The sequence below is a fragment of the Bradyrhizobium algeriense genome (genome assembly GCF_003062295.1).
GTDB classification, from domain to species: Bacteria; Pseudomonadota; Alphaproteobacteria; order Rhizobiales; family Xanthobacteraceae; genus Bradyrhizobium; species Bradyrhizobium algeriense.
In genome coordinates this window covers 174,708-195,964 of the sequence record NZ_PYCN01000012.1, presented here as the reverse complement: position 1 = coordinate 195,964, position 21,257 = coordinate 174,708, and the positions used below count along the sequence as shown (strand labels likewise).

Genomic DNA, 21,257 nt, shown 5'->3' with positions numbered 1-21,257 from the left:
CACGAACTCAAGGAGCGCATCATGGCCGGTATCGACGACGTCAATCGCCATCCGGTCATCCACACGTGGACCTACAAACTCGCCGACGCCGCCTGATATGATTCGAACCAAGAAAACGCTAATCTAGATCCTGTGCCTGTTCAGAGCGGACCGCAGTGGCGGGTCAGGGATTTTGTGCGCGCGGCAATTCGTCCAACCAGCTCGAAGAAGCCATGCGGTTGTTGCGATGAGCCCAAGGCAGGCGAGCAGGAAGATCGGAAGCGGAAGCGCAAGCCCGAAGAACTGAAACCCATCGATCGCGACGAACGTGCCCAACATTATGTGGCTTCGCGAAGATGCCGAAAATCCTGAGATTGATACGGGCTGCTTATGGCTGATTATTCGGTGGCCTTTCAATGAACCGCCGGCTGCCATTGAGAAGCTCGAGGTTATTGGCGATCACCGGGTTGCCCGGATCGAGCGAATAAGCCTTCTCAAACTTTCGCCGCGCCGCAGTCAGATTGCCGCGCAGCATGTATGAATATCCCTGGTCATTCAGGACCTGAACGGTTTCGCCGCCCAGCCGGATCGCCTGCGCATAAGCCTGATCGGCAAGATCAAAGCGACGTATCCGATCGTAGCTCGCTGCGAGACCGATCCAGGCCGTTACGTCCTTCGGCGATTTCTCGACGGCGTCCTTGAAATAACGCTGGGCGATCCCGTAAGCGCCGCGGTTGAAATGCTCCAGCCCCAACCGCACGGGCTCGTCCGAAGGGTAGTATTTGACGTCGGTCGGTTCCTGTATGGGGTCCCCGCCCGGCGGATCCACAGGGGCCACGATTGCGGCTTCCCTCAACGTGTGGTCACACGCCGCAAGGCCTGTCCCCAGCCAGCAACAGGTCAGCGCCAGAAACAGACGTCGCATCTCTCTCTACCCCGCAGCCACCGCCCCAGCGTCAATGCATCTGGCCGAATACCGCAATCAATCCCACCAGAACGACCAAAAGAATTACACGAAATTGGTCCGAGGGCGGCTAAACGCGCTCTCGCTTCGAGGCTGCGACCCTTTGGCTCCCTCACCTATCCGCTCCCACACCGACCGGCACCGATACGCCACTAGCTGCTCCAGCCCCCAATCCTTCTACGTTGATGTTCTGGGTTGGGGTAGTCCGCACGCCCATCTGTCTCGTCGCTTCGCCAATGTCGGGAAGCTGATCCACCGGCTGTTTCGTGTTGCCATAGCGCGTCACGGCGGCGCCCACGCGCCGGGCGTCGTACGCGATCCTGCGATTACCGACGTTTCGCGGCCATGGATGGATTGTATGGGTGACGGCGTTTACCTGTTTGGCATCGCCAGCGGTCATCGTGATGGTGTCGGAACGCTGAAAGTAACGGTCTACTTCGTCGTGACCGTAAAGCCCGTAGCAGCCGCTCAACAGAAGCGGAGAGAGTATAGCCAGGCATCTAACCGTCATCTCTCTCTCCCTCAGTTCAACGTCTTGATGGCTGGTTGATCCGAAACGACGGCCGGTACCGGCTGCCTGAGTTCGGGAGCGATGATGTGACCATAGGGTCCTTTGACCTCGCCACCGGAATTGACGTAGTCGTTGTAACGCTTGCGGACTTCCATCTGCCCGTTGAGGAAGAAGTCGACATCGTTGGCCGGTAGGCGCGAATCTAGCGGCGACGCCAATCGCTGACCAGGTACTGCGGGCGCGACTAGGCGCGGCGTGACGATGATCACCAGATCGGTCTCCTCCTGCTGGTAGGACGAACTGCGGAACAGCGTCCCGAGCACCGGCACCGAACCGATCCAGGGCACTTGCGAGACGTCCTGCCGGTTGCGGGTTTGCAGCAGGCCGGCGATGGCAAAGCTCTGGCCGTCGCGCAACTCGACCGTGGTGCGGGCGTCGCGGCGGGTCAATGATGGAACTGTCGTCCCCGCTATCGTAATCGCATTGGAGAAATCAAGCTCACTGACCGAGGGCTCGACCCGAAGGTTGATCACGCCACGCGAGAGAACGGTGGGCACGAAGGCCAGCTCAACACCGAACTTCTTGTATTCGATCGAAATGGTGGGAAAACCGGTCCCAGTCGTGCTGGGTATCGGCACCGGAAATTCACCGCCGGCCAGGAAGCGCGCCGCATCGCCCGACAGCGCCATCAGGTTCGGCTCGGCCAGGCGGCGCAATACGCCCTTGGTCTCCAGCGCCGTCACCAGGCTGTCAATCGACATGCCGTTGTTGAGCCTGAGAATGCTTGTGAGCAATGCGCCGTACGGCGCCGCGCCGCTTGCCAGCGTGGCGGCCGTACCAAGCAGCGGAAGGCTGCCTGCAGGATTACCCCCAACCGAAGTACTGCTCGGCAATTGAACAGCAGTAGCTTCCCCGCTGATGGGCGTCCTCCTGATCGTATTAATACCGCCGATGGGGGCCCGCCCGATGACCCCTGGTGCGCCGAGGCCTGTATTACCCACGTTCGTGCCGTTTGCATTGGCGACAAAGAGATTGACACCCAGGTCACGCCCGGCAGTACGAGCGACCTCCAGGAAGCGCACCTCCAGCATGACCTGCTGAGGTCCAGCCACGTTCATGGCGTTGACGACGGTGCCGCCCTTCGCGACCATGCCGGTGGCAATCGCCATGGCTCGCTCGGCGGCGACCGCGTCCGCTGCGGTTCCGCTCAACACCACCTGGCCCTCCCCGGAGGAGACGCGAATGCCGCGCGTGCCCGTACTGGACTGGATGTTCTGCTGCAGATTGCCGGTATCGATCGCCACCTCGACATCGAGGATGCCGATCTGCTTCATCGACGAGTCGAACAGGATGACGTTGGTGGTGCCGGTCTGCTTGCCCTGGATGTAGATCAGATGATCGCTCAGCGACTTCACGTCGACGATGTCAGGCGAGCCCGCCACAATCGTCGAAAAGGCCGTATTGACCCTGAAGGTGCGTGACTTGTTGAGGGTCACCTTGACCCGCTGGACGTCGTTCATTTCACTGACGAAGACGCCGCTGGAGGAGCCCCGCCGATCTGCCGCCCCCGCGCGGTCAGCGGAACCAAACGAAGCAAGCGCAGCGCCAAGAGCTATCACGCTGAAGGCGATAAGCCTCCCTCCTGCGCCACTCGAAACGCGACCGCCCCTCATTCGAATCCCCCTCGCCGCGATTTATTCTGTGCCCGTAAATGTACGGACTCGGCGTCTTAACAACTCTCCTTCGCGAACCACGTCGCAGAGGCTACTATCTGTCCCACTATAAATCGTTACTTCGTATTCCTGGCGCGCTCTGGCCCCAGAGAGAACACTTCCGGGTCTCCCGCCGGTCACGAGTGCGTCGCAAAGATCATCATCCCTCACGTGCATCGTTGGCAAGGCCAGACCTTTACTGGGCTGACGCAAGCCACTGAAAACTTTCCAATGTTGCCAGCGAGCACCAGTTCCTATGCATGCTTGCAAGCATATAATTTGCGCTCCCTCTTGGCAGCCCAACCTCGGCAGAAGCTCCCTTACCGACGAGGAAGATCTGTTCAGTCAACCGAGACCCCCCTCCATCGCTTACCGCAATCCAGGCGCGCTGCAGGATGATGCCCACTAGAAGGGAATCTGGGTGGACGCGCTCGGCGCGTTCAGTGATGTGCCCCATATCGGCATCAGCATGCCGAAGCCGGCCTGAGAGGCTGTCACGGTCAGTGCAGCGGCTCCCGCAGTGGTGCTAACTGTCGGCGAGGAACTACCATTCCTATATAGGAAAGGGGCAGCAAGCTGCTTCTGCGTGTCAGTCAGGTAGGCAGAGGTGCAACTGGAGGGCGATGTGTTAGGTACGAGACCCGTTACCGCGGGTGTGTAGCATTTGATCATCATCTGCCGGGCTTCTGCGCTCGCGAGCGTCCGCAAGGACTGCATGGTGATCGCATAGCGTGCTAGATCGATGATGGCGAACATCAATGTGAAAAGCGGCACGAAGACAAGGACCAATTCGAACGCCGCGACACCGCGCTGATCGAGCTTTCTCATCACTGCACCAAAGCGACAATTTGGGTGTAAGCGATGGTGGCCGGAACACATCCATCCGTGCTCAAGTAAGCGCTACCGGTCATGGTCAAGGTCTTGGCGATCACCTGTGAGCAGGTCGTATTGTTGGGTTGAACCGTCCCGCCGAACGACACATCTGCTTTGGGAAAGTACATCGCGCCCGCGAGCTTGATCACGCCGTTGCCGCCGATGTTGACGTTCGCACTCGTTTGATCGTCAATCAGAACCCCATTCAGAGCAGGATATGTCGTGTTGTTCTCGAGGGCGGAGAGATTAATATTGCCGCCATTGATCGTGAGGCTCGAATTTCCGAGCAGCACGATATTAACACCGACGCCCGTTACGGTTGCGCCGGTGATATTCACGGATGCATTATAGAAAAAATATGTTCCTGGCGCAGTAAACGTCACATAGTCTTGGCCGCTCCAGCTAAAATTCCCGTTATACGCGCCGCCGTTGTCGTTGGGCGGCAGGTCATAACACTTGCTGCCGTTGGGGTATGGTAGTCCGGTGAGGGGGTTGGTGGCGGGGCATGTCACCTTTGTAGCATTGCTTTGGGTATTGCCGGTCCTTGTGTTGAAGGACGCAGTGTTGAGTCCCTGAAGTGGATCCAGCGCAGGAGGCATAAAGTAGTTGTGCGTTACGCCGGGACTAGCGCAGGTGCTGGCTGGACTACAGCCAGTCGCACCAAAGACGGCCCATCCCGAACCGTTGAAAGATGGAGTGCTGGCAAATTGCACACTAGCATCCGACGCCAGCGGGCAACCCGATCCGTTGTTGCTGACGTTACCGCCAAGTTTAAGCGCTCCCCCACCGTTCGGATCAGGTCCAAGCGCCAAGCCGCACACTTTGCTTGGCTTCTCGACCAGAGCAATGGCTTGGGCGGGGATGTTGACGGTGGTCAAACCCAGCACTGCCGCCAAGTAGGCCGGCTGTTGCTGGCTGACCCTGGCGCGAACGGCATTACCGTTGCCTGCAGCTGTGAACGTGTCCGCATTGTAGTTGCCGATATCGATTTGCACGGTCCGCGAGATTCGGCTCGGGAGGCTGGTCGCACAGTTGGTGCCTGGATAGGCGGTGTCGCCTAAGTTGCAGAACGCGTTCTGTGCCGCGAATTGCTTGGCCTGATAATCCACTGATGTATCGCAGGTCGCACCAGCAATCGTGCATGCAAGCCGCAAGGCGCCCGCGTAAGCCGCCGCGTCGGCGGCGTTCTGCGCATGCAGCCTGGTAACGTACCACGATCCGGCCTCGCCCCCGAGTGCAACCGCTCCGACGAGCGGCACGAGGGCGATGACTGTTGCGAATGCGGCCGAGCCTCGTCGGGAACGGAGCAGATTACGCATGAAAACACCTACTGGAAGCGTTCTGAGAAAGCCAGCGTGTACGAACAACTGCTGGGACACAGCACCGGTCTCAACACAATCGGGGCCAAAGTGACAGTCGTCGTGAATGTGAAGTACTTGGGGATCAGAGTAAGGTTGCCTGAGGAGCACGCAGTGCTTCCGCACATGACCTGGATGTTGCCGATGGTATACCCTGCGACCGTCGTCTGCAGCCCTGACTTCCAGGTCCCTGGGTTCGCCGGGTCGGGCGGATTATTGTACTGGATGTATTGCCCGAAGGAGCGCAACGCCGCCCACGCGGAGATAAACCGGAAGCCCGCGTTGGCAACGTCGGCGAGCGGCATAAGCACAAACGCCACCAAGATAGCGTAGACGAACATTGTCTCAAACGCGACAGCGCCGCGTTGATCTGCGATGAAAGACTTTCGATGGCTCGCGCGCCCGCCTCGACGGACACTTACCACGCCCGGATGCCGATCCCGAGCACGAGCAATTTGAACGATGTCCATGACAATTCGGCCACGCATAGCCGCTCACCAAACATAAGGAATCAATCTCCAACGCGATGCTTCGTAGCTGGAATATTCTGGGCAAGTGCGCCGAAGCAGATCTTCTTCGTAAAGAATTCGGCATACCTGAACGCCGATATGCAGGACCAGTATGAGCACCGTTACCGGTGTCAGGTATTGCAGCACTACACCCAGGATCACGATTTCCTCTGCGAAGTAGAGCGGGTGCTTGATCCATCGATAGGGACCGCTTTGCACCACTGAACGCGCCTGTGGCACCAAGCTGAACGACCGCCCCAGGTGTCGGATGGTGACAAGCATCATGATCATGCCGATCAGCACGCAAGCGGTGGACAGCAAGTTTGGCAACGCCTGGTCGGTTTTGCCGAAGAAGGAGATCGTCCATGGCATATAGCTGCCGACGAATGCAGCTATTCTAGGCAGCAGCCCATCCGCATGCGCCTTTGCCGGTGACCTGGTCATGATCAACACCGCCAGGAGCATGTAAAAGACGGCAAGGCAAAAACTTGACAGAAGCGATGCCCAGGGATCGGTGAATGACCCAATTCTGATGGCGACGCAGAGTCCCAGCAACATGAACCACATGCTGCCGAGCAGCTGCATCATCCACTCGTAAGACGAGTTTTTCGACAGGGTCACCGTGCTCATGGCTTACTTCCCCCCGATGCTCGAGAATGTACGCACGAGGTGCAGAAACGGACTTCCACCCAAAATGATGAACATGGCTGGAAGCATGAACAACACCATCGGAATAGTCAGCTTGGCGCCCAGCTTGTGCGCTCTTTCCTCCAGGTTGGTAATACGTTCCCGCCGGAGGTCGATGGCGATACTGCGCAGAGCCTGACTCAATGGCGTTCCGTATTGCATGCTTTGGCTGACCATGGTGCCGAACCGGCGAAGTCCTTCTGACGTCAATCCCAATTTCTCGAATGCCTCGCTGCGATTTGGCAATATCCGGAGATCATCAAGAAGGCCGTACAAAACCCGGGCCATGGCAGGATTGGTCTGGTTCATTTCTTGCGCTACTCGTTCCAGCGCGCTCTCCAGACCCATTCCCGCTTCGCTGCAGACAACAAGCAAGTCGATCATATCCGGCGTGCCTTGCCGAATGCCGGCATTGAATCGCCGTCTCAGCACCAACAGGATCAACCGCGGCCCCATAATTCCGGTCACCACGCCAATGAGACTGAAGATCAGCACATCGGTCAGCGGCTTCCCAAGAAGCTGTGCAACAAACAAGGCAATGATCGGGAATAAGACCATGCTGACAGTTTTGACACCGATCCAGATCGACAAGGTTCGATGAGGATTCAAACCCGACGATTGAACGATCGTTCGGAGCTGGTCCAGATTTTCCGCAGAGTAAAAGCGCCGATACCGCGTGCCGAGCGACGAAAGCCAACCGGTCATGTCCTGGAGGGGCGCTGACCGGCCAGGAACACCCAACACGGCGTTTGACACCCGTACGTTCAACGCACGAATGTGTAGTTCGTGGATGATCAACACGAAGGTCGCAGTCGCAAGTGCTATGGCGAGGGCCACCAAACTGAGACCAAAGGTCATAGCTCTGTTTCCCTTCTGACCATCCAACGTATCACAAGGGTCCCGACAATCACCGAGGCTGCTGCGTAAGCCAGGAGCTTGTTTCCCGTCGGATCATAGATCAGCAGATCGACTGTTAGCGGATTGATCAAGTATAGTAATCCACCGACAATGACGGGCGACACTGAAAGCGCGCGTGAGGAAAAGATCACCTCTCCGGCCAGAGCCTTCGCGCGAGCAGCCAGCGCAACACGCTGCCTCACAGTATCTCCCAGTGTTTGCAAGGTTTCGGTCAAACTGCCACCTGACTTCAGCTGGACTGCAAGTGTGACCGCAAAGATCCCATACTCGGTCACTTGGGTTCGCCGATAAACAGCTTCGACAGCCTCCTCTGGAGGTCTCCCCATGCTCACTTCGCTGCATACGATGGCAAACTGCCCAGCTGTTGGTTGCGGCATCTCGCGAGCAATGGTGCGAAATGCTTCGGTCACGGGTAACCCGGATCGAACAGTACTTGTCACCAGCTGGATCGTGTCGGGCAGCTGTCGAAAAAGTTGACTGGCGAGACGCTGCCGCTGCCATCCAAACAGACCTCGCACCGTCATGATCGCTACGATTGCAGCCGCCGGATACGCGTAGAAGTTGGAAAATTTCAGCACGCTATTGGCATAAAGGATTGCGGCTGCTGCGATCACACCGGCAAATAGCACATACGCGGGGTGCCAAGCGTAAGCTGTCCCAGACTTGTAACTGACCATGCGGAAGAGAAACTGCCAGCGGGACCCGGCCTCCAACCGACGAATGGAGGGCAGGTTCGCCGACTCTGAAATTGGGAGAGCTATCGCTACCTGACGATCGATGCGTCGTTGTCGTGCGTCGAGCCACAACGTCGTGGCTGCTGCGCATACCAGCAGCACCAGGTCAATGGTGGTCAAAAACTCCGGCATTATAGCTGCCTCATAGCCTCAGCCCAGGCTCGATCAAGCCCATAATAGGCAAGACGGCTCTTGAATTTTGGGACTGCGTTGGTGGACCTGTAGGTGCCCGATATCCGACCGTGAACATCCTCGTGTTCGTACTCGAACGCCGCGATGTCATTGGTGGTGATCACCTCGCCTTCCAGCCCGATCACCTCGCAAATCTGGATAACGCGACGCTGTCCATCCCGCATGCGCTCTACTTGCACAATGAGATCCAGCGCAGCGACGATCTGAGACCTGATCGCCCGCAGCGGCAGATTTGGCTGTCCCATCTGCACCATGTTTTCAATACGGGTCATTGCGTCGCGGGCGCTGTTGGCATGCACCGTGGAGATCGAACCATCATGGCCGGTGTTCATCGCCTGCAGCATGTCAAACGCTTCAGCGCCGCGCACCTCGCCTACGACGATCCGGTCAGGACGCATCCGCAGCGCATTCCACACCAGATCGCGTTGTGTCACCTGCCCCGTGCCTTCGAGGCTGGGAGGACGGGTCTCCAGGCTGATCACGTGCGGCTGTTGAAGCTGTAACTCTGCTGCATCCTCGATGGTGACAATGCGCTCACTGTGATCGATGAATTGGCTCATGGCGTTCAACAGCGTCGTCTTGCCGGAGCCAGTACCGCCAGAGACCAGAACATTGAGCCGGGATCGGGCGGCAATCTCCAGCAATTCTCCCATAGCCGCGGTCACCGAGCCGTTCTGGATCATCCCGGCCATGTCCAGACGGCGACTTGGAAATTTTCGGATGGATATGCAGGGGCTGTGGATCGCCAGCGGCGGGAAGATGATGTTGACCCGGCTGCCGTCCGGCAAGCGGCAATCCACCATCGGACTGGATTCGTCAACTCGGCGCCCGACTTGCGCAGCAATTTTCTGCGCCACCGATGCGATGTGATCATTGTCGCGGAATCGTACCGCGATCCGTTCCAGCTTGCCGCTTCGCTCGACGTAAACGTTACTCGGTCCATTGACCATGATGTCGTTGATCGATTGATCCAGCAGAAGCGGGCGGAGCGGCCCGTAGCCGGTCATGTCGTCCGCTATCTCGTCCGCTAGCTGAAACTGCTCGCGACCTGACAGTTCGAGCCGTTCCTCGTTGGCGATTCCGTGGATGATTTCCTCGATCTGCCGCCGAAGAACATCGCGCGAAACAGTTGCGGCCACCGACGGCTCGATCTGCTCGATGACCCGTTCGCGCAGCGAAGCTGGCATCACTGGCCGCTGGGTAGAAGGTTCGTCGCGCCTTGTAGATGCAGGCAAGCTTGGCGTAGATGCCAGCAAGCTCGGCGTCGACGCAGGCAAGCTTGGCGTCAATGCAGGCAAACGAGCTGGCGTGTCGTCTTCGCGCCTACCAAACTTTTTCATAGCCCGAGCAGCCTCCTGAGCCGTCCCTTCCGCTCGGCGCCGACACCCGTGATCTCGCGTACAATCGGAGCAAGGTGACGCCGCAGTCCTGATACGTGCTTTAGAGCTGGAATTCCGAGATTGACCGCCTGGGTCATCCCCTTCCCGAGATCGGGAATCACCATGTCCGGTTCTGCGCCCAGGGCCTTGACAATCGTTGCCCTGGGAAGTCCCCCGGCACGATTGGCACGGTTGAGCAAGGTGAAGACGCGATCTTTGCCGGCGATGTTGGTGACGGCGGTGCGGAGTGCATGGGCATTGCGAAGTCCGGTCACCTCGGCTTCCAGCAGCACCAGCACGTGACGAGAGAGCGTGATCACCGGATGGATCGATGGCGGAAACGGGACCGGTACATCGACAACGATGTAATTGAATCGTTGACGGAGCAGCCCCAGCACGTGTCTCACTCCCGCTTCAGTGATGTCCAGCTGCGCATCCAGCTCCTCATCGGCGGAGATCAGGCAAACCCGCTCGTTGACCTCAATTGCCGCGCGCTCGAGGAACAGCGTGTCCGCCCGCATGGGGTTTTCCAGAGCGATGCGCAAGCCTGGCCCAGGCTGAACCCCCAACATCACTGCCGTTTCACCGCCTTGCAGATGGAGGTCGAGCAGTGCAACCTTGGCTTTGGTGGTTTCGGCCAGTTGCAGTGCGATATTGATGGCGATACTCGTTGCTCCGGCGCCCCCCTGCGCACCGCAGATCGAGATCACATGCCCGCCACGATCGATTTGACCGGGCGCTACGTCGCCGAGTAGCTTCGGTCGCAGCTGGTCCAGCACCATATCCCGCGTGAGCGGCCTCGGCAGGTACTCGGTCAAGCCGAGCTCCATGAGCTCGCGGTAGAAGGTGATCTCTCTGCTCTCACCAATCAGAGCCACCCGGACATCGGGTGGGCAGACGCCGGCCAACCTTTCCAGTTCGGTAAATGGATCCTCGACTCCGCTGATGTCCGCCACCAACGCGGATAGATCGGTGTCGGTTTCGAGCATCCGTATGGCATTGCGGATCGTGCCACGCCCGATCGACAAGTTGCTGCCGTCGAGGCCCTTACGCAGAGCGGCAGCACTAAGCTCGTCATTTACGAAACAGACGATACGGTCGCGCGTTACAACAGACGCAGGTTCTTGATGCGGACTGACTACTGCCATGTTAACGTTCACCACTGCCTCCCCTTACCGACGTGACGATACGGCCGAAGCGACCGGCGTTGACGGAGCAATTGCCGGCGACACATCGCCGCTCAAAAGCGTGCGCGTGTTCCCTGTATCGTCTCTCTTGACTGAGTATTTCGTGCCGCTATTGCGTGCATAGACCACCACCGTCGCGTCCGTGTCCCCCATGTCCTGTCGATCGACCGCGGACCGTACGGCCAAGGAGACCTTTCCGAGCTGTGCTGCGACTGTGACTTTCTTGACCTGCTCTGGCGCAAGCTGCAACGAAACAGTGCGCGCTACCTTACCGGCCGTGGCGTTGCTGGCCGAGCCACCTTGCACAATGTCCTGGTCGATCGCGACAATTCGGACATTATGAGCAACGGTTTCGCTCAGCGTGCCGTGCTGGTGATCAGGATTCTTCTTCTCGCCTGCTGTCGTCGACTCCTGGGTCAACACGACATCCACATAGTCACCTGGCCAGATCAGGCCCGAGACACCAGATGCGGCGTCAACGTTGATGCTGATGGCTCGGCTATCCGGTGCCAAGACGCTGGCGAGGAAACCCCGTTCTCGCGGACGCAATATGTCCTTCGATGTGATGTGACTGCCAGTATCGAGGAAGTTGCGAACCAGAGACCCGCGAAGTCCGATCTTGGCGCCGGGCGTATCAAGGATCGCCCCTGCTGGAACACGTTCCGGCGGCACCGAGCGTACCTCGAAATCTTCATCGCGGGCCAGTGTGCCTCTCGGTAGCGGGTGTACCGCGACGAAGTACCCGACAGTGGGAGGCGCCGGCGCCGGAGTGTTCTCCGTGACCTGTGCTACCGGGACCTGTTTCGGCAGGTTCATGTTGTAGGCGATAAGCCCGAGCGCAACGGTCGCGAGGAAGAACACCATGATGATCGAGAGGCGCAAAGCGGATGACATGTCAAAGTCCTTTGCTGAGAACGGTCCAGATACCACCGCACGCTATGGCAACCCCGTAAGGTAGCGGCGCGTGTCGCAAATGGCGCCAACGCTCTATCGCGTAGACGCGGCGTACGAGCGACGATCCGGCGGGCGCTAGTCTGGGGTATGGCAGGAGGCGCATCATCAGATGCACCAGGGCAAGAATACCGCCGGCCAGCGCGGTTATGGTCAACAACTGAATCACACCTGTCAGTGGGAGACCAATCGCCAAAGCAACCAGCAACTTGACGTCGCCGCCGCCAATCAGTCCCCGCTGGTAGATGACCAGCAGCAGCAGCAGCAGGATTGTCGCCGCGATCAGCGACTGGGCAACCTGTATCGGGCTCACCAATTGACCGGCAATCCCGAGGAGCGCCAGCACCAGACAGATCTCATTTCGGATCAATCGTGTCGCGACATCGATCGTTGCGACATAGAGCAACAACAGGATTTCGACAAACGAGGTAATGGCAACAATCCAACTCATCAAACGCACGCCTTAAAAAATGTGGCTACAGATCTCTCGTGCCTCCATGAACCCAGACGGCTGTATTAGCTTCCGACGGCAGTGCTGATAGCGGCGCTGATCGTGCTGATCCCGCTCGTCAGCACGGTCGCGACAGTTCCACCAGCGCTAGTACCGAAAGCAGCACTCACTGCGCCGACGATGCAAGCCGCCACCATCACGTATTCGAACGACACCACGCCGTCCTTGTCCGTGCGCAGACGCTTGAACGCGTCCGTGGACTTAACTCGATACCTCAACATAGGAGGAATCCCTATTTGGGCCGAAGGCAGGACTTTCAGAAACGAGGCTTTGGCCGCAATCCAATAAAGAGGGGGGCAGATTCCTATGCCCCCCTCTGGGGCGAGATGCCTGTATTACACGGCCGCAGTGAAAGCGGCGGTGATAGCGGTGATCCCGCCAGTCAGCGCCGTCGCGATCGCACCACCAGCTCCAGTACCGAACGCAGCAGTCACTGCGCCGATGATGCACGCCGCGACGATGATGTACTCGAACGACACCACGCCGTCCTGGTCCGTGCGCAGACGCTTCAACGCTTCGGTGGCCTTGATGGAATACTTCAACATGAGAAAACCCCTTCACTCAGATGAATTTTGCAGAACGCGTTGGCAGAAAAGTAATTGCCAACTTTCCTCATCCTAGTATCAGGCCAAAATGCTGTCATTGCTCATGGCGGAGATTTGCCCGTACTTGTACGGGACGATGCGCCGGAAATTCCGAGTTACCTCCGAGGTCGGAGCCACCACTGCGCTCGCCATGTTGGCAAGGGATCGAGCCGGCCGACGCGCACTGAGTGTCGATGCGTTGCGCGAAGCCTTTGCCGTCGAAATATCAAACCCGACGCTCAATAGTCTCCGATTGGCACTCGCGCGATTTCCAAGATTTCCCTGCAGGTAGATCAACTCATGTGCCGGGATCGCACTCCGCCGTTACATGGATCATCGTGTGGCGCGCGACAAGCCAAGGCGAGAGTGGGGCCGCCGTTTTGCTGGCATATGCACTGGCGCAAGTAATGGCCGTTCAGGTGTATCCACTGACAGGGATTTCGCGCAGCCGCAATTCGTTCACTAGAGAACGCCGTCAACGGCGCGGTACAGCATGGCTGATCGCGGCCATGCTTGAGTGCTGAGAATATTTGTTTTCCCCGCTCGATCGGCCCAATCCGTCATGAGGAAGCTTGAGCTACCAACGGCGCAAGCGCGACGGTCCGATCGAGCCGCCCCGCGCGTTCGATCGCCAGCTAGTCGCCGCACTTTGGCAGAAGCTTGGATACATCTCCAACCAGCTCAGGCATGACCTGCTCCGCCGTGCGCTTGCCCGTCACCAGACTCTCTATATGGTGCTTGATCACCTCAATAATTTTCAGCGAATTATCGCCTGGAAAAGATGCCCATTCCGTCAGCAGCGGCAATTGCTGGATACTGGTCAGGTGGTTGGGGCTCCTTGCATAGAAAGCGCCGAGCATCTCCGGCGTCTTCACGGCAATCTCGCTGCCGGGCATATAGCCGGTGGAATTGACCATCGCGGTCTGGCCGACCGGCCCGGTGGCGAACTTTACATATTTCCAGGCGGCCTTCTGGCGTTCGGCGTCCTTTGCGAAAACCATGGCGACGTTTCCGCCTGCGGGAAGGCGCCCGTCGGCGACGGCGAGCGGAAAGGCGACGGTTTTGAACTGGAACCGACCGCCGATCTGCCGCTCGGCCGCGGCCACATAGGATGTGGAATCCGCTGATATCGCGATGTTGCCTGCGACGAATGATTGCCGGGCCTGACCGAGCCCGAGATTCGGCATGCCCGATTTGCCGAAAGCTTCGAGCGTCTTCAGCGCCCACATGCCGTTCGCATCGTCGAAGGCGATGCTGCATCCGTCGGCTTTGAGAATACGGCCGCCTTTGCTCGTCACCAGCGACTGGAATAGCCAGTTTCCGGTTTGCTCCCACTGATAATAGAAGCCCGTAGCCGCAGTGCCCGCTTTCGCCTCGATGGTCTTGCCCAGAGCCAGAAGCTCTGGCCAGGTCTTTGGAAGTGCTGACACATCGGTGCCGGCCCTCGCGAGCAGATCGGCATTGACGTAGAGCACCGGTGTCGAGACGGCGAACGGCAGGCCATAGAGCTTGCCTTTGTACTTTCCGAGTTCCGCAAGCGTCGAGTAATAGCCAAGTTCGGCAAGCCCACCATCTGCCGCTGCGAATCCGTCCAGCGGCGCCCCTAATCCCCGATCCACGAACAGGCCAATCTGATTGATTCCGTTGAAAGCCACATCCGGCGGGCGACCGGTGATCTGGTCACGCAGGATCTGCTGCGCGGCCTCCTCGTAGCTCGCCACGGGATTGCGGAACTTCACCTTGATGTCGGGGTGCGCCTCGGTGAAGCGCCTGGCCAATTCCTGATGCAGCGCATTGAAGGTACCGGGTGTGGTGTAGAGCACGTCGAGCGTGACCTCCGCGCGTGCAGAGGTCGCGCCGATTGCCACGAGCGCAACCGCTCCGGCGAGCACCGGACCTAGCCGGGTTACGATTTGATCAAGCATGGACGGTCTCCAGTTCTGGATTACTTCATGGTCGTTACGGCGAGGCCGTCGATAAACCGGCGCTGCGCGATCAGGAATGCAATGAGGAGTGGGGCGACGATAATCACGGCGCCGGCCATCAGCGGACCGAGGAACTGCCCGGCTTCATCGTCACGGAAGAGCAGGATGCCGAGCGCGGGTGCTTTCGCATCGACCCTGCGTTGGCGATGCTGGTCCAGAGTTGTCACGCTGCGGCCTCTACCTGCTCGGCCTGGCGCAGGCGCATGCCCGCGCCGTCAAATTGCAGCAAGCACGCTGGATCAATCTGAAGGCCGACCGGACGGCCCGGTTCCAAACGCGATACGTCGGGATGCGTGCGCACGACGACGGTGCCGCATCCATCTGCAAGCGCCACGTTCAGGAAGATATCAGAGCCAAGGTTCTCGACGCTGGTGACGACGCCATTGAGTCTTCTATCCCCGGGCGCGGCTATCCCGACGGCCTCCGGACGAAACGCGAGGTGCGTCGTGTTGCCATCAACTCCTGGAGGAAGCGACGCAGCCAAAGATATCCAATGGTCGCAAGAAACCACGTTGATCTTTGGGCTTCCGATCATCTCGGCGACCCGCAGGTCCTGCGGGTCGCGATAGAGCTGCTCCGGTTGGCCGACCTGAAGCAGTTCGCCGGCCGTCATCACGGCGACGCGATCGGACATCGTCATCGCCTCTGCCTGATCGTGCGTGACGTACACAAAGGTGACGCCCAGACGACGATGCAGCGCGGTAATTTCCGCGCGCATCTGCACCCGCAACTTGGCATCGAGGTTGGACAGCGGCTCGTCCATCAGGAACACGGCGGGATGCCGCACCATCGCGCGGCCCAGCGCGACGCGCTGGCGCTGGCAGCCGGAAAGCTGGCCCGGCTTGCGGCGCAGCAGATGGGCGATATCGAGCATGGAAGCTGCCTGCTCGACCTCGGCGCGGATCGCCTGGGCCTCCGTCGAGTCGAAGCAAACCTCCGAAGCGCAGGATTGGAGTGAACTCGTTACGAAGCGAGAGTCGCGTCAACTCCTCGAACTCTACTTCGGCATTGCTGATGAACGCCTGCGCCGAAAATTGATGGAAGTCGCGCAACTTCTGAAAACAACAGACGCGGAATAAGGGTCAGCGAGAGCCGCCTCTCCCTTCGGGCCACAATAGGCCAGTTTTTTGACATTTCGGCACGGCTCCGGAACGATTGCGCCGGTTGGGCTTTGATTCACGGAGATGTCTCATGGTGAGAGAAGGTCCGGCCCAACCCGCGCCACCGCCGACGGAGCCGTCTCCTGCGGAAAAGGCCCGAGGCGGTGAAATCATTCTCAACACGCCCGGCCGTCGCGCCGTTTTCATCGCCGGTCTTTTGGGTGCCGTTGTCCTGGCGATAGTCCTCGGTTTGGCCGCAGGAATCTAATCCGTTCGGCACCAAGAGGCGACGTCGATGGATCGAAGATCGAGCGCCCGCCCAGGTTTTTCCAGTAAGGGATCGAGCAGATGGCAACAGAACGGAAAACCAGCCGGCAAATCTACGACGAAAGCGTCAGGATTCGCCGGCAAGTTGACGACGGACGGCCAAGGCAGTCCGAAGATGACATCCAGCGAGAACAACTCGGACCGAGGGGAGTACCGGGAAAGCCGGATCCCGCAAAGATGGTCCCCCAGCGCAGGAAAAAAACGCCTTCAGAATTCGACCCCGGCCATACCGCCTGAGTTTTGGAACACGATCCATGCACATCGCCGTGAGCTGCGGCATGCACGCAAGGACGTTCCTCGGGACCATTCTTAGCGTGCCGCGTTTCGAGCCAAACGCGCCGCGCCGCCGCACCTCCGACCGCTCTGGCGCGGCCCGGAAGGCCGCAAAGACAAAAGGCTCGGCCATCCGCTCCGCCGCGGCCAAGAAAGATCCCGGACACGAGGACATCGTGCGCTTCCACCGCGCGCGGTCGTCAAAACCAAGGCCCCGCCAGTTAACTGAGTAACTGACGGGGCGCTTAGAGCGTTCGCTTCTTCGGGGATTTCTCCTTTCCAAAGTTACCGGCTCCGTCGAAATAACGAGCTGCCGTCCATGTCGTTCCTAAACTCCGTCCCGGCGTGCAAATCTTTTCCGTGACCGCGATATTTAGGAACCAAGCCTGGTCCGGCTAGTTCCTCGATCAACGGTCGAGGAAAGACGATGTCGACATGGTTCAAGGACGATGCCAATCCGCAGCTACTTGCAGAAGCGAAGCAGATCGCTTGGGAGTTTCTCGAACGCAGCGGCGAGATCGATGATCCCGGGGAGGTCAATCAGTTCCTGATAGGCAAGATTGAACAAATGATCGGACAAGGTCAGCGAAACAAGCTGGCGCTTTCGAACCGTGCAATAGCCGCCTTTCAGGAATATCGACGGGCGCGAACCATAGAGCTCGCGCTGGTTTCGCGCTGAGGTACGCCACTGAGAGATGGTCACGCGCGCCACGCCCGCGTCCTTTAGAGAGCTCGCGAACAGCAGCACATCACAGAGCTTGTCATGCACGTTGTGCAATGGCCTATCATATAACGATTGGACATCCGCCAGCGGCCGCAGCTTGCGTTCGCCCTCATGGAAGCGCAGCAGCCGGCGATGCCTTCTCCTTCGGCACAGCTGGCCTCGAGGGCGAATGGCCTGTATCCATCAGAGCCCCGCAGCGATGCGAATGCCCAGGGCCAGAAGAACGCAACCCACAAGGCCGGCTATGAAAACCACACGCATCCATGGCTTGCGCAGGATGATCTCGCCCTGCCGGGCCTTCTCGCCGGGATAGGTTCGGGAACCATCCGAATGTTGAGGTCCCGGATTCTGCGTTTCAGACATCTGCACACCGCCTTGCCAAGGTACTCAGCGGATGCTCCGCGGACGAGTTTCTGATGGAACACCGCCGGGCGTCATTGCGTTGCCGATAAGGCCAAGGAATAACTATCGATGTCGCGATATGATCCCTTGATCAGGCAAGGATCCACTGCCGTGGCCAGCCGGGCCGACTCACCTTTTAGGAGCCGGGCGCGCTGAAGCAGCTCTGGCGAGCCGCTGGTTCGAAACTCATTTGAGAGTAACGCGGCCATCATGAATCACCATCTGTTCCGCGATCGTAGCGATGCTGGTCGGCAACTGGCGCAAAAACTTGGATATCTGGAGCACGCCCAACCGCTGGTCCTCGCGCTGCCGCGTGGAGGCGTCCCCGTCGGCATCGAGGTCGCACACGCGCTGCATGCGCCACTTGATCTGTTGCTGGTGCGCAAGATCGGCGTGCCGTGGCATCCCGAACTTGCGGCCGGGGCAGTGATCGACGGCGCGCGACCCCGCACAGTCATCAACGAGGACGTCGTGCGTACGGCTGGTGTATCCAAATCCGAACTCGCGAGGATCGTCGAAGCCGAACTCGCGAAGATCGAACGCCGTAGGCGCCTCTGGTTGAGCGACCGGCCGCACGTTTCTGTCGCCGGACACAGCGCTATCGTCGTTGATGACGGCATTGCCACGGGCGCGAGCGCAAGGGTCGCACTTCAGGCCGTTCGCGCCGAGGGCGCCGCCCGCGTCGTCCTCGCGACGCCGGTGGCGCCAGCGGAAACGGTCGAGATGCTTCGTGCCGAATGCGATGACATGGTGTGCCTGGCGACACCGGAGGATTTCACGGCGGTCGGCATCTACTATAAAGATTTTCACCAGGTGGACGACAAGGAAGTACAGGAACTCCTGCAACGCGCGCCAATCTGAGCGTCCGTAAATTAAGCCTCCGGGATCCTCGGCGGCCGGCCCTCGAGTCTCAGTCGTGTGCCCGCCGCGACGTTCAATCCGTCAATTGACGGGAATAGCGACAAATCGCGTTGCCTGGCTTGACTTCACCCGCGCCAATGCGATGCGCTTGCCCTTGCTTTGAACCTCGGTCAGCGCCTTGTAGAAGTCGACAGGAGTCTTCACGGCGTTGCCGCCTACGTCGAGAATAACATCCCCGGTCGAAAGTCCGCTCTCAGCCGCAACACCTCCGGGATCAAGATCGGCGACGATGACACCTCGGACACCGGGGCCAAAGTTTTCCGCGGGCATCAGGGTCAATCCGACGTTTGGCTTATCGCCATCCGCCGTCGGTGATTTCGATTTTTCAGCAATCGAGCGGCTCTCATTGCGAGGAACCGGAAGTTCGCCCAGCGTTACGTTGACATTTTTTTGCTCGTTCTGACGGATCAGGCCGACCTCGATTGATTTTCCGGGGGGCATATCGCTGACTCTCCTTATCAAGTCGCGATCATTGCTGGCTGGCTGGCCCGCCACAGAAGTGATGACGTCGCCCGGCGCGATGCCGGTTTTTGCAGCCGGGCTGTCCGGCTGGATTTCGGCGACCAAGACGCCGTAGACCGGTTTGTTGAGACCGAGACCGTCCACGATGTCCGGACTCACCGACTGAACCTCGACGCCGATCCAGCCACGGGAGACGATACCCTTCTGTTTGAGTCTGTCCGCGATCGTCCTGACTGTTTCCGCTGGAATGGCAAAGCCGACACCGACCGAGCCGCCCGTCGGCGAAAATATTGCACTGTTGATGCCAATCACCTTGCCGCTGACATCGAAGGTCGGTCCACCGGAATTGCCTTGATTGACCGGCGCATCGATTTGGATGAAGTCGTTGTAGGGACCAAGAATATCGCGCGCACGGGCCGAGACAATTCCAGCCGTCACCGTTCCGCCAAGTCCAAACGGGTTGCCGACGGCAAGAACCCGCGCGCCGATCCGAGGCGCCTTGTCGGCGATCTGGGCAACCGGGAATTCCTTTTCGCCCTCTATCTTGAGCAGCGCGAGGTCCGTTTTCGGGTCGGCGCCAACCAGCTTGGCAGGGTAACTCCTGCCGTCGTCGGTGATGACCTCAATTTTTTCGCCGCCCCTGACCAGATGGCTGGTCGTCATGGCGTATCCATCCGATGATATGAAGAAGCCTGACCCGAGAGTGGTGGCGGTACGGGGCTGTCGGCCGCCCATCGGCACATCGGAAGGCTTCGAGGACGCGCCGCGACCGGAAGGCCGCTCCTCGTCGTCGGCGTCTTGCTCTACCTTCGCGCGCACCCCCACGACCGTCGGCTTGATGCGTTCCACGAGATCTTCAAAGCCCACAGGCAGGGCGGCGGATTGAAAGCCAACCGCGGGATTGTACCAGGAGTGCAGTTCTCTCCAGGCACTCGATCCGCCCAGCCAGGCAGCCGTTCCTGCTCCGAGAATTCCGATCGAAAGAATAGAGGCAGCAAGAATGGCGCGGCGCATCTTGCCTGCGGTATGTTTTTCGGCCATGAGCTTTCTCCAAACACCAAATCCAGACCTGACTGGCAGCCTCCAGCACCCGATGGCATCAAGTGGGCAACTCTCGTCTCAGCCGAGGCGCACGGAATCAATTCCGTCCTTTCGGCTTCCGGATTCCATGTGCTTTTGGCAGCCGAACCCTTGCGGATGCAGCGGCGCAATCCCTCACGCGGACGAGACGTGAAAACCACGCGGTTCGACTACGCCGCACATAGCGGCGCCTGTTGCCGCTGGGTCGCATTTCATCGCGGCGTCAGCCAGCCAGATGATACCTACGAGGCGCTTGTTTCGACTAACGACCGGCAACCGCCTGACTTGTATATCGCTCATCACTGGGCGAACTGGCGCCTGCCGAAGTGGTTCCAAAGCAAATGGTGGCGATTGCGTGAGCAGGCCAAATTGCGCACCCCCTTCAGCCTTTCGGCAATGCATGGCTGCTGCTGACAGAGCGCAATGCTTCCAAATGATCGGGATCGCGCCGGGCAGGAAACATTAAACATTACGGTCTGGAAACATTACCGTCTGGCGACATTTTTGATTTGGGCCATTTGCTGGAACGCCGTCGCTGGTTGAGGCGTTTCCATTTCAGGCTTTCCACTCAGAGGAGTTGGACATGAGAAAACTGACACTGACATTGCTCGCCGGCGCCGGTGCCCTCATAGCCTCGAATGCATACGCGGCCGACGAGATTCAAACCGGAGGCGGTTCTTCCCTCCTTCATCAGGCGCGGGTAATCTGTGACGACGCCGGCCGATGTTGGAATACCCGGAGTGATCGTCGGGTGATCAGAGATGGTTACTATGCAACTCCGCGATACTATGACGACTACGATCGCGGCTACTATCGCAGGCCGGGCGTAGGCGTTTATGGGCCGGGGTTCAGCTTCGGCATCGGCCCGGACTGGTAAAGCCCGTTTAGCGGCGCTTTGGAGGCGCGCCAGCGTTGGAGGCGTGCCTCGGAGGTA

25 protein-coding genes are annotated in these 21,257 nt (G+C 59.2%); 5 read left to right on the top strand and 20 right to left on the bottom strand.

What is annotated here, in order from left to right:
- Window positions 1–367: 367 nt before the first annotated feature.
- The 18 genes from C7G61_RS23300 to C7G61_RS47055 all read right to left on the bottom strand — a co-directional run bounded on the left by C7G61_RS23300 (window position 368) and on the right by C7G61_RS47055 (window position 15,908).
- A complete protein-coding gene (locus C7G61_RS23300) occupies window positions 368–817 on the bottom strand; it encodes a tetratricopeptide repeat protein (protein ID WP_244608431.1) in 450 nt (149 codons plus the stop codon).
- A gap of 238 nt (window positions 818–1,055) precedes the next feature.
- The gene (locus C7G61_RS23295; protein ID WP_108518804.1) at window positions 1,056–1,454 is read right to left on the bottom strand and encodes a hypothetical protein; all 399 of its coding nucleotides are present in this window, start codon (window positions 1,452–1,454) and stop codon (window positions 1,056–1,058) included.
- Window positions 1,455–1,465: 11 nt separating this feature from the next.
- A complete protein-coding gene (locus C7G61_RS23290) occupies window positions 1,466–3,127 on the bottom strand; it encodes a type II and III secretion system protein family protein (protein WP_108518802.1) in 1,662 nt (553 codons plus the stop codon).
- Window positions 3,128–3,571: 444 nt separating this feature from the next.
- Window positions 3,572–3,994 carry a TadE/TadG family type IV pilus assembly protein gene (locus C7G61_RS23285; RefSeq protein ID WP_244608430.1) on the bottom strand — a complete coding sequence of 141 codons (423 nt, stop codon included), beginning with the start codon at window positions 3,992–3,994 and terminating at the stop codon, window positions 3,572–3,574.
- Complete coding sequence (locus C7G61_RS23280) at window positions 3,994–5,358, bottom strand: pilus assembly protein TadG-related protein (protein ID WP_108518798.1); 1,365 nt, start codon at window positions 5,356–5,358, stop codon at window positions 3,994–3,996. The genes C7G61_RS23285 and C7G61_RS23280 overlap by 1 nt, the downstream gene beginning before the upstream one ends.
- Window positions 5,359–5,366: 8 nt before the next feature.
- Window positions 5,367–5,867: a hypothetical protein gene (locus tag C7G61_RS23275; protein WP_108518858.1), complete on the bottom strand. Its 501-nt coding sequence runs from the start codon at window positions 5,865–5,867 to the stop codon at window positions 5,367–5,369.
- Window positions 5,868–5,891: 24 nt separating this feature from the next.
- On the bottom strand, window positions 5,892–6,536 hold the full coding sequence (locus C7G61_RS23270; protein WP_108518796.1) for a methyltransferase family protein: 645 nt from the start codon (window positions 6,534–6,536) through the stop codon (window positions 5,892–5,894).
- Between the two features lie 3 nt (window positions 6,537–6,539).
- A complete protein-coding gene (locus C7G61_RS23265) occupies window positions 6,540–7,451 on the bottom strand; it encodes a type II secretion system F family protein (protein WP_108518794.1) in 912 nt (303 codons plus the stop codon).
- Window positions 7,448–8,377, bottom strand: coding sequence for a type II secretion system F family protein (locus tag C7G61_RS23260; protein ID WP_108518792.1), 930 nt, complete (start codon window positions 8,375–8,377; stop codon window positions 7,448–7,450). The genes C7G61_RS23265 and C7G61_RS23260 overlap by 4 nt, the downstream gene beginning before the upstream one ends.
- Entirely contained in the window at window positions 8,377–9,777 is a 1,401-nt protein-coding gene (locus C7G61_RS23255; protein WP_108518790.1) for a TadA family conjugal transfer-associated ATPase, read from the bottom strand. Before C7G61_RS23255 ends, C7G61_RS23260 begins: the two co-directional genes overlap by 1 nt.
- A complete protein-coding gene (locus tag C7G61_RS23250) occupies window positions 9,774–10,976 on the bottom strand; it encodes a CpaE/TadZ family protein (RefSeq protein ID WP_244608429.1) in 1,203 nt (400 codons plus the stop codon). The genes C7G61_RS23255 and C7G61_RS23250 overlap by 4 nt, the downstream gene beginning before the upstream one ends.
- Before the next feature lie 12 nt (window positions 10,977–10,988).
- Window positions 10,989–11,897 carry a Flp pilus assembly protein CpaB gene (gene cpaB, locus C7G61_RS23245; protein ID WP_108518786.1) on the bottom strand — a complete coding sequence of 303 codons (909 nt, stop codon included), beginning with the start codon at window positions 11,895–11,897 and terminating at the stop codon, window positions 10,989–10,991.
- A gap of 1 nt (window position 11,898) precedes the next feature.
- On the bottom strand, window positions 11,899–12,405 hold the full coding sequence (locus tag C7G61_RS23240) for an A24 family peptidase (RefSeq protein WP_190241932.1): 507 nt from the start codon (window positions 12,403–12,405) through the stop codon (window positions 11,899–11,901).
- A gap of 65 nt (window positions 12,406–12,470) precedes the next feature.
- Window positions 12,471–12,686, bottom strand: a complete 216-nt coding sequence (locus C7G61_RS23235; RefSeq protein WP_108518781.1) for a Flp family type IVb pilin — start codon at window positions 12,684–12,686, stop codon at window positions 12,471–12,473.
- Window positions 12,687–12,800: 114 nt separating this feature from the next.
- Complete coding sequence (locus tag C7G61_RS23230; protein WP_108518779.1) at window positions 12,801–13,010, bottom strand: hypothetical protein; 210 nt, start codon at window positions 13,008–13,010, stop codon at window positions 12,801–12,803.
- A 674-nt stretch (window positions 13,011–13,684) separates the two neighbouring features.
- Window positions 13,685–14,974: an ABC transporter substrate-binding protein gene (locus tag C7G61_RS23225; RefSeq protein ID WP_108518777.1), complete on the bottom strand. Its 1,290-nt coding sequence runs from the start codon at window positions 14,972–14,974 to the stop codon at window positions 13,685–13,687.
- Between the two features lie 20 nt (window positions 14,975–14,994).
- The gene (locus C7G61_RS23220) at window positions 14,995–15,201 is read right to left on the bottom strand and encodes a hypothetical protein (protein ID WP_108518775.1); all 207 of its coding nucleotides are present in this window, start codon (window positions 15,199–15,201) and stop codon (window positions 14,995–14,997) included.
- Window positions 15,198–15,908: an ABC transporter ATP-binding protein gene (locus tag C7G61_RS47055; protein WP_108518773.1), complete on the bottom strand. Its 711-nt coding sequence runs from the start codon at window positions 15,906–15,908 to the stop codon at window positions 15,198–15,200. The genes C7G61_RS23220 and C7G61_RS47055 overlap by 4 nt, the downstream gene beginning before the upstream one ends.
- On the opposite strand from C7G61_RS47055, the gene C7G61_RS23210 reads away from it, so the two are divergent.
- Both C7G61_RS23210 and C7G61_RS44020 read left to right on the top strand, forming a co-directional pair.
- Window positions 15,907–16,113, top strand: a complete 207-nt coding sequence (locus C7G61_RS23210; RefSeq protein ID WP_244608428.1) for a hypothetical protein — start codon at window positions 15,907–15,909, stop codon at window positions 16,111–16,113. The genes C7G61_RS47055 and C7G61_RS23210 overlap by 2 nt on opposite strands.
- A gap of 1,048 nt (window positions 16,114–17,161) precedes the next feature.
- Complete coding sequence (locus C7G61_RS44020) at window positions 17,162–17,413, top strand: hypothetical protein (protein WP_145963671.1); 252 nt, start codon at window positions 17,162–17,164, stop codon at window positions 17,411–17,413.
- A gap of 228 nt (window positions 17,414–17,641) precedes the next feature.
- Here C7G61_RS44020 and C7G61_RS23190 read toward each other — a convergent pair whose 3' ends face one another.
- Window positions 17,642–17,821 (bottom strand): hypothetical protein, encoded by a 180-nt coding sequence (locus C7G61_RS23190; RefSeq protein ID WP_108518767.1) that lies wholly within the window; start codon window positions 17,819–17,821, stop codon window positions 17,642–17,644.
- A gap of 249 nt (window positions 17,822–18,070) precedes the next feature.
- Here C7G61_RS23190 and C7G61_RS23185 point away from each other — a divergent pair, with 249 nt between their 5' ends.
- Window positions 18,071–18,721: a phosphoribosyltransferase gene (locus C7G61_RS23185; RefSeq protein WP_108518765.1), complete on the top strand. Its 651-nt coding sequence runs from the start codon at window positions 18,071–18,073 to the stop codon at window positions 18,719–18,721.
- An 81-nt stretch (window positions 18,722–18,802) separates the two neighbouring features.
- Here C7G61_RS23185 and C7G61_RS23180 read toward each other — a convergent pair whose 3' ends face one another.
- Window positions 18,803–20,257, bottom strand: coding sequence for a trypsin-like peptidase domain-containing protein (locus tag C7G61_RS23180; protein ID WP_190241931.1), 1,455 nt, complete (start codon window positions 20,255–20,257; stop codon window positions 18,803–18,805).
- A 12-nt stretch (window positions 20,258–20,269) separates the two neighbouring features.
- Between C7G61_RS23180 and C7G61_RS44785 the strand changes: the two genes are divergently transcribed.
- Together C7G61_RS44785 and C7G61_RS23170 are read left to right on the top strand one after the other, a co-directional pair.
- Complete coding sequence (locus tag C7G61_RS44785) at window positions 20,270–20,737, top strand: hypothetical protein (RefSeq protein ID WP_190241930.1); 468 nt, start codon at window positions 20,270–20,272, stop codon at window positions 20,735–20,737.
- 169 nt (window positions 20,738–20,906) lie between these two features.
- On the top strand, window positions 20,907–21,200 hold the full coding sequence (locus C7G61_RS23170) for a hypothetical protein (RefSeq protein ID WP_108518760.1): 294 nt from the start codon (window positions 20,907–20,909) through the stop codon (window positions 21,198–21,200).
- Window positions 21,201–21,257: the final 57 nt, after the last annotated feature.